This window comes from Methylobacterium sp. WL64, assembly GCF_008039945.1.
In the GTDB taxonomy this organism is placed as follows: Bacteria; Pseudomonadota; Alphaproteobacteria; order Rhizobiales; family Beijerinckiaceae; genus Methylobacterium.
Map to the genome: position 1 here is coordinate 44,928 of NZ_VRVA01000031.1, position 6,166 is coordinate 51,093.

The window sequence follows — 6,166 nt, forward strand, 5'->3', positions numbered from 1 at the left end:
ATTCGCGAGACGCGTCCGACCGCGGCGACCGTGAGCCGCCTCGACCTCAAGACGCTGCGCCTGTTCGCGGCGATCTGCGAGGCCGGGACGCTCAACGGCGCGGCAAGGCGGGCGGCGATCGCCCCCTCGGCGGTGAGCAAGCGCCTGGCCGAGCTGGAGCGCGCGCTGGGCTGCGCCCTCCTCACCCGCGAGCCCCGGGGGATGCGCCCGACGCCGGCCGGCGAGACGCTGCTGCACCACACCCGCCGGATGCTGGCGAGCGCCGAGCAGATGGCGCTCGAACTGGCCGAGCACGCGCACGGCGTGCGCGGCTTCGTCCGGATGCTCGCCAACCTGTCGGCGATCGTGCAGTTCCTGCCCGAGGACCTCCAGGCCTTCCTGGCTGCGCAGGAGCAGATCCGCGTCGATCTGGCGGAGCGGCCGAGCGGCGGCGTGGTGCTGGGCGTCGAGGAGGGCGCGGCCGATCTCGGGATCTGCGCCGGCGGCACCGACACCCGCTCGCTCACCGCCTACCCGTATCGCGGCGACCGCCTGGTCCTGGTGATGCCGGCCGACCATCCGCTGAGCGGGCACGCCGCCGTCGCCCTCGCCGACACCCTCGACTACGACCATGTCGGCCTGCACGTGGAGAGCTCGATCTACGCCGCCCTGCGGGACGAGGCCCGGCGCCTCGGGCGGCCCCTGCGCCTGCGGATCCACGTTCCGAGCTTCGACGGGATCTGCCGGATGGCGCAGGCCGGGATGGGCCTCGGCACGATCCCCGAGGGGGTCTTCGCCCTGCTCGGGCCGCAGCTGAACCTCGCGGCGGTGCCGCTGACCGACCCCTGGGCGACGCGGACGCTCACCCTGGTGGTCCGCCCCGGCGCCCTGCCGCCCGCCGCCGCCCTGTTGCTGGATCACCTGCGCACGGCCGGGGGATAGGAGGGGCTTCCGTTCGCGTGCGGAGAACGCAGCCTCGCGCATGGCGTTTGGATATCGCCCGGAAGCCGGTCGTATCCTCCTGGCAAAGACAGGGAGAGAACGACGGTGTCAGGTCCGCTCAGCGGGATCCGTGTGCTGGAACTCGGCCAGCTCATCGCCGCGCCCTTCGCCACCAAGCTCCTCGCCGAGTTCGGTGCCGAGGTGATCAAGGTGGAGGCGCCCGACGGCGGTGACCCCCTGCGCACCTGGCGCAAGATGCACGGCGACACCTCGCTGTGGTGGTATCTCCAGTCGCGCAACAAGAAGTCGATCGCGGTCAACCTGAAGACCCCGGAGGGGCTCGACATCGTCAAGCGCCTCGCCACCAGCGCCGACGTGGTGGTCGAGAACTTCCGGCCCGGCGGCCTGGAGAAGCTGGGGCTGGGCTGGGACGTGCTCTCGGCCCTCAACCCGTCGCTCACGATGGTGCGCATCTCCGGCTATGGCCAGACCGGGCCGTACCGTGACCGGCCGGGCTTCGGCGCAATCGGCGAGGCCATGGGCGGGCTGCGCTACACCACCGGTTCCCCGGACAGCCCGCCGGCCCGGGTCGGCGTCAGCATCGGCGACACCCTGGCCTCGCTCCACGGCGTGATCGGCGCGCTGATGTCGATCCTGAACGTCAAGGTCAACGGTGGCGCCGGGCAGGTGGTGGACGTCTCGCTGGTCGAGAGCGTGTTCAACGTCATGGAGAGCTTGGTCCCCGAATACGACCTGCTCGGCGAGATCCGCACCCGCACCGGCGGCGCGCTGCCCGGCATCACCCCGTCCAACACCTACCCGACCCAGGATGGCGGCTACGTCGTGATCGCCGGCAACAGCGACCCGATCTTCCGCCGACTGATGCAGGCCATCGGCCGCCCCGACCTCGCCGAGGACCCGCGGATGCGCTCCAACGAGGGCCGCTCGCAGCACGCCGCGATGCTCGACGGCGTGATCGGAGACTGGTCGAAGGCAAGGAGCGTCGCGGACGCGCTGGCCGCCCTGGACGCCGCGGACGTGCCGGCGGGCCGGATCTACTCGGTGGCCGACATCGTCGCCGACCCGCACTACCAGGCCCGCGACATGATCCTTCAGGCCGAGCTGCCCGGCGGCACCCAGGTGAAGATGCCCGGCATCGTGCCGAAGCTGTCCGGCACCCCCGGGGCGGTGCGCTGGCCGGGGCCGGCGCTCGGCGCCCACACCGACGCGGTCCTGGCCGATCTCGGCCTGGACGCGGTCGCGATCCAGACGCTGCGCGATGCGGGAGCCGTGAAATGAGCGAGGCCACGATGCTGGTCCAGGAGGTCGCGCCCCGCGACGGCCTGCAGATCGAGGCGGCCTGGGTCGAGACCGCCGACAAGATCGCCCTGGTGGACGCGCTCTCGGATGCGGGCTTCTCCCGCATCGAGGTCTCGTCCTTCGTTTCTCCCAGGGCGGTACCGGCCCTGCGCGACGCCGCCGAGGTCTTCGCCGAGATCCGCCGCCGGCCCGGCACGGTCTACGTGGCGCTCGTCCCGAACCCGAAGGGCGCCGAGCGGGCGCTGGCCGCCGGGGTCGGCGAGATCAATCTCGTCGCCTCGGTGAGCGAGACCCACAACCGCGCCAACATGGGCATGAGCCCGGACGACTCGATCGCGGGCTTCTCCCGCATCATGGCGACCGTGACGGGCTCGGCCGTCCTGACCAATGCGACGGTCGCCACGGCCTTCGGCTGCCCGTTCGAGGGCGACCAGCCGGCCGACGCGGTCGTCGCGCAGGTGGAGCGCTATCGTGCGCTCGGCATCACCGGCGTGACGCTCGCCGACACCACCGGCATGGCCAACCCGCGCCAGGTCGAGCGCCTCGTCGCCCGCGTCCTGCAGATCGTCCCGGCCGAGCATCTGACGCTGCATTTCCACAACACCCGCGGGGTCGGCCTCGCCAACGTGCTGGCGGCCTGGCAGGCGGGCGCGCGCCGCTTCGATGCGGCGCTCGGCGGCCTGGGCGGCTGCCCGTTCGCCCCGGGCGCCACCGGCAACATCTGCACCGAGGATCTGGTCAGCATGGCCCACGAGATGGGGATCCCGACCGGCCTCGACCTGCCTGCCCTGATCGCCCTGTCCCGGGACCTGCCCCGGCTGGTCGGCCACCCGGTGCCCGGCCAGGTCGCCCAGGCGGGCCGGCCCTGCGACCTGCACCCGGTCCCCCGGGCCGCCTGACACCGACGATCACAGCGCGAAAAAGCCGCTCACCGAAGGCGGCCCCGCGCATCCGGCTCGTCCGCGACGGGGCGGCCGGACTTCTCCAGGGAGGAACACGATGGCCATCGCGGTGACCGGCGCCCCCGCGCGCCCAGAGGATGTGACCGAGGCCGGCATCGTCCGGAAGGTGGCGTGGCGGCTGATGCCGCTGATCATGGTCTGCTACCTGTTCGCGTTCTTCGACCGGATCAACATCAGCTTCGCCAAGTTCCAGCTGCAGAGCGACCTCGGCTTCAGCAACGTCGCCTACGGGCTCGGCGCCAGCATGTTCGTCGTCGGCTACGTCATCTTCGAGGTGCCGTCGAACCTGTTCCTGTACCGAGTCGGCGCGCGCCGCTGGATCGCCCGGATCATGATCTCGTGGGGGATCGCCACCGCGCTGATGATCTTCATCCGCACGGAATGGCACTTCTACACACTGCGCTTCATCATCGGCGCCATGGAGGCCGGCTTCGCGCCCGGCATCCTGTACTATCTGACCCTGTGGTTCCCGGCCTCGCATCGCGGGCGGATCACCTCGTTCCTGTTCGTGGCCTCGGCGTTCTCGGGCATCCTCGGGGCCCCGGTGGCCGGCCTGATCCTCGGGGGCCTCAACGGCGTCGCCGGGCTCGCCGGCTGGCAATGGCTGTTCCTGGCCGGCGGCCTGCCCTGCCTCGTGCTCGGCGCCCTGGTGCTGATGCGCCTCGACGACCGGATCTCCGATGCGCGCTGGCTGTCGCAGCCGGAGAAGGACCTGCTGTCCGCCCGGATCGCCCACCACAACCGCGAGATCGGCGACCATTCGCTCCTCGGGGCGCTGCGCCAGCCGGGCTTCCTGATGATCGGGCTGGTCTACTTCCTCCTCCAGATCGGCTCATACGGACTGAATTTCTGGGGGCCGGACCTGATCAAGACCGCCAGCGGCAGCAGCGCCGCCTATGTCGGCCTCCTCACGGCGGTCCCGTACATCTGCGGCGCGATCAGCATGGTGGTGGTCGGGCGCCTGTCAGACGCCTCGGGCGAGCGGCCGAAATTCGTCGCCGCGCTGGCGATCGCCGCGGCCATCGGGTTCTTCACCGCCGGCCTGTTCGACCGGCAGATCGTGCCGCTGATGATCGCGCTGGCGCTGCTCGGATCCGGCATCGTCGCCTCGATCCCGACCTTCTGGACCCTACCGGCCAAGCTCGTCACCGGCGTCGGCGCGGCCGGCGGCATCGCGCTGATCAACACGCTCGGCCAGTTCGGCGGCATCGTCAGCCCGGTGATGGTCGGCTGGGTCAAGGACCTGACCGGATCGACCACGCCGGCCCTCTACGTCATCGGGTCGCTCTGCCTGGTGGCGGCCGGCCTCCTGCTGTTCGCCATGCCGGCGAGCCTGCGCCGGAGCGACCGCGGCCCCTGAACGGCTTGCCGAGCCGCTACTCCGGGCTCAGCCCGACGGCGTAGCGGAAATCGCTGGGCGTCAGGCCGAAGCGGTTCTTGAAGCGGCGCGTGAAGTAGACCCGGCTGGTGAAGCCGCAACCGGCGGCCAGGGTCGCGATCGTCAGGTTGGTGAAGGCCGGGTCGGTCAGGCGGTCGGCCGCGACCTCGAGCCGGCGTTGCCAGATCCAGTCGGAAACGTGTTGGCCGCGCTCGTGGAACAGTTCCTCGAGCCGGCGCAGCGACACGCCGACCGCGGCCGCCAGCTGCGGCGGGTCGAGGGTCGGATCGCCGAGGTTCGCCTCGACATGCGCCTTGGCCCGCTGGACCAGCACGTTGCCGCTCAGCGGCTGCGGCAGGTCCAGCGCCATCCGCTCGGCGATGCTCGCGACGATCAGGTCCACGCCGATCGACCCCATGCGGGCGGCCGCGACCGGGTCGAGCTGGTGATGCATGCGGCTCAACTCCACGAAGTAGCCCGTCGCCAGGTTCGCGGTGGCCAGGTCCGCGCCCACGGTCCGGGCCGCGTAGCGGTGTGCCGGCCCGAGCACGTCCTCCAGCCTTTCGCGCGGCATCTTCAGGTACAAGGATTGATTGCCCGGGCTCGTCGTCATCACCGTCGGCTGATGCTCGATCACCACCAGGTCGCCCGGCCGCTGCGTCGAGACCCGATCCCGCTGCTCGACCGTCGTGGTGCCGGCGAGCGTGAGGCCCACGCTGATGCAGCCCGCGTCACCCAGGCGGCGGATCTTGCCGGGTGTCGCCTCGCTGCGCAGTGGACCCTCCGAGACCCGGGTCATGGTGAGCGGGCCCAGCGTGGCGATCTCCAGCCGGGCCTCGAAGGGCGCGGCGTCGAGCTGCTGCTGTTCAAGGGGTAGGCGCTGCTCTTCCAGGGTCTCCAGCCAGCGTTTGAAACGCGCATCGATAGGAATATTATCGGTCGAAAACAATAATTTCATAGGTAAAATTCCGTTCTCGACGATGACACACGCTGAACAACGGCGCCACGGATCTCCGAAGTATTTGAGCCGAGCCTTGATCTATGACCGAAATTTATCCTGCTAGATTTAATACTTGTCAGACTTATGAGGCTACGAGGAATGTGTTGCGGCAATGTATACAAAAAATTTCATTGCGTATGCAAGCACGGCGCAGCATGGCCGATGCGGATTCACGTCGCGCGGGCGGGACAATCCCTGATCCGTCTCACGCTGCTTGGAACAGAAGCAGGACGGCGTGTCGCGACGGCGATGCGATCGCGCGCGAGCCTTGCCTTCGTTGCGATGGACCGGTGGGCCGCTACAGGGTGCCGATAAGGGCCGCGATCCGGTATTCCCGCGGCGACAGGCCGTGGCATTCCTTGAACCGGCGGGCGAAATGGGCCTGGTTGGCGAAGCCGCAGCCGAAGGCCACGGCGCCGATCTGCAGGTGGGCGCAGCTCGGGTCGGCCAGGCGCTTGGCGGCCGCCGCGAGACGACGCTGCCAGATCCAGTCGGAGATCTGCTGGCCGCGCTCGTGGAACAGCTCCTGCAGCCGGCGCAGCGACACGCCCACCGCCGCCGCGAGCTGGGGCGGGTCGAGGGTCG

Annotated in this window: 6 protein-coding genes; 4 read left to right on the forward strand and 2 right to left on the reverse strand. The window is 70.2% G+C overall.

Annotation, left to right across the window (positions count from 1 at the left end; genetic code table 11):
* Positions 1–30 precede the first annotated feature (30 nt).
* From FV242_RS15340 to FV242_RS15355, 4 genes are all read left to right on the forward strand, one after another.
* Positions 31–921 carry a LysR family transcriptional regulator gene (locus FV242_RS15340; protein WP_246692154.1) on the forward strand — a complete coding sequence of 297 codons (891 nt, stop codon included), beginning with the start codon at positions 31–33 and terminating at the stop codon, positions 919–921.
* 105 nt (positions 922–1,026) lie between these two features.
* Positions 1,027–2,220, forward strand: a complete 1,194-nt coding sequence (locus FV242_RS15345; protein WP_147939517.1) for a CaiB/BaiF CoA-transferase family protein — start codon at positions 1,027–1,029, stop codon at positions 2,218–2,220.
* Entirely contained in the window at positions 2,217–3,140 is a 924-nt protein-coding gene (locus FV242_RS15350; protein WP_147939518.1) for a hydroxymethylglutaryl-CoA lyase, read from the forward strand. Before FV242_RS15345 ends, FV242_RS15350 begins: the two co-directional genes overlap by 4 nt.
* Before the next feature lie 100 nt (positions 3,141–3,240).
* Entirely contained in the window at positions 3,241–4,563 is a 1,323-nt protein-coding gene (locus tag FV242_RS15355; protein WP_147909674.1) for an MFS transporter, read from the forward strand.
* A gap of 16 nt (positions 4,564–4,579) precedes the next feature.
* Here the strand turns inward: FV242_RS15355 and FV242_RS15360 are convergent, their stop codons facing one another.
* Together FV242_RS15360 and FV242_RS15365 are read right to left on the reverse strand one after the other, a co-directional pair.
* Positions 4,580–5,539: a helix-turn-helix domain-containing protein gene (locus FV242_RS15360; RefSeq protein WP_147939519.1), complete on the reverse strand. Its 960-nt coding sequence runs from the start codon at positions 5,537–5,539 to the stop codon at positions 4,580–4,582.
* A gap of 340 nt (positions 5,540–5,879) precedes the next feature.
* Positions 5,880–6,166 (reverse strand): helix-turn-helix domain-containing protein (locus FV242_RS15365; RefSeq protein ID WP_147909676.1); only part of this gene is annotated, 287 nt, incomplete at its 5' end.

Coding starts and splice junctions, on each gene's coding strand:
- FV242_RS15350 (WP_147939518.1), top strand. CDS start 2,217: ATGAGCGAGGCCACGATGCTGGTCCAGGAGGTCGCGCCCCGCGACGGC.
- FV242_RS15355 (WP_147909674.1), top strand. CDS start 3,241: ATGGCCATCGCGGTGACCGGCGCCCCCGCGCGCCCAGAGGATGTGACC.
- FV242_RS15360 (WP_147939519.1), bottom strand. CDS start 5,539: ATGAAATTATTGTTTTCGACCGATAATATTCCTATCGATGCGCGTTTC.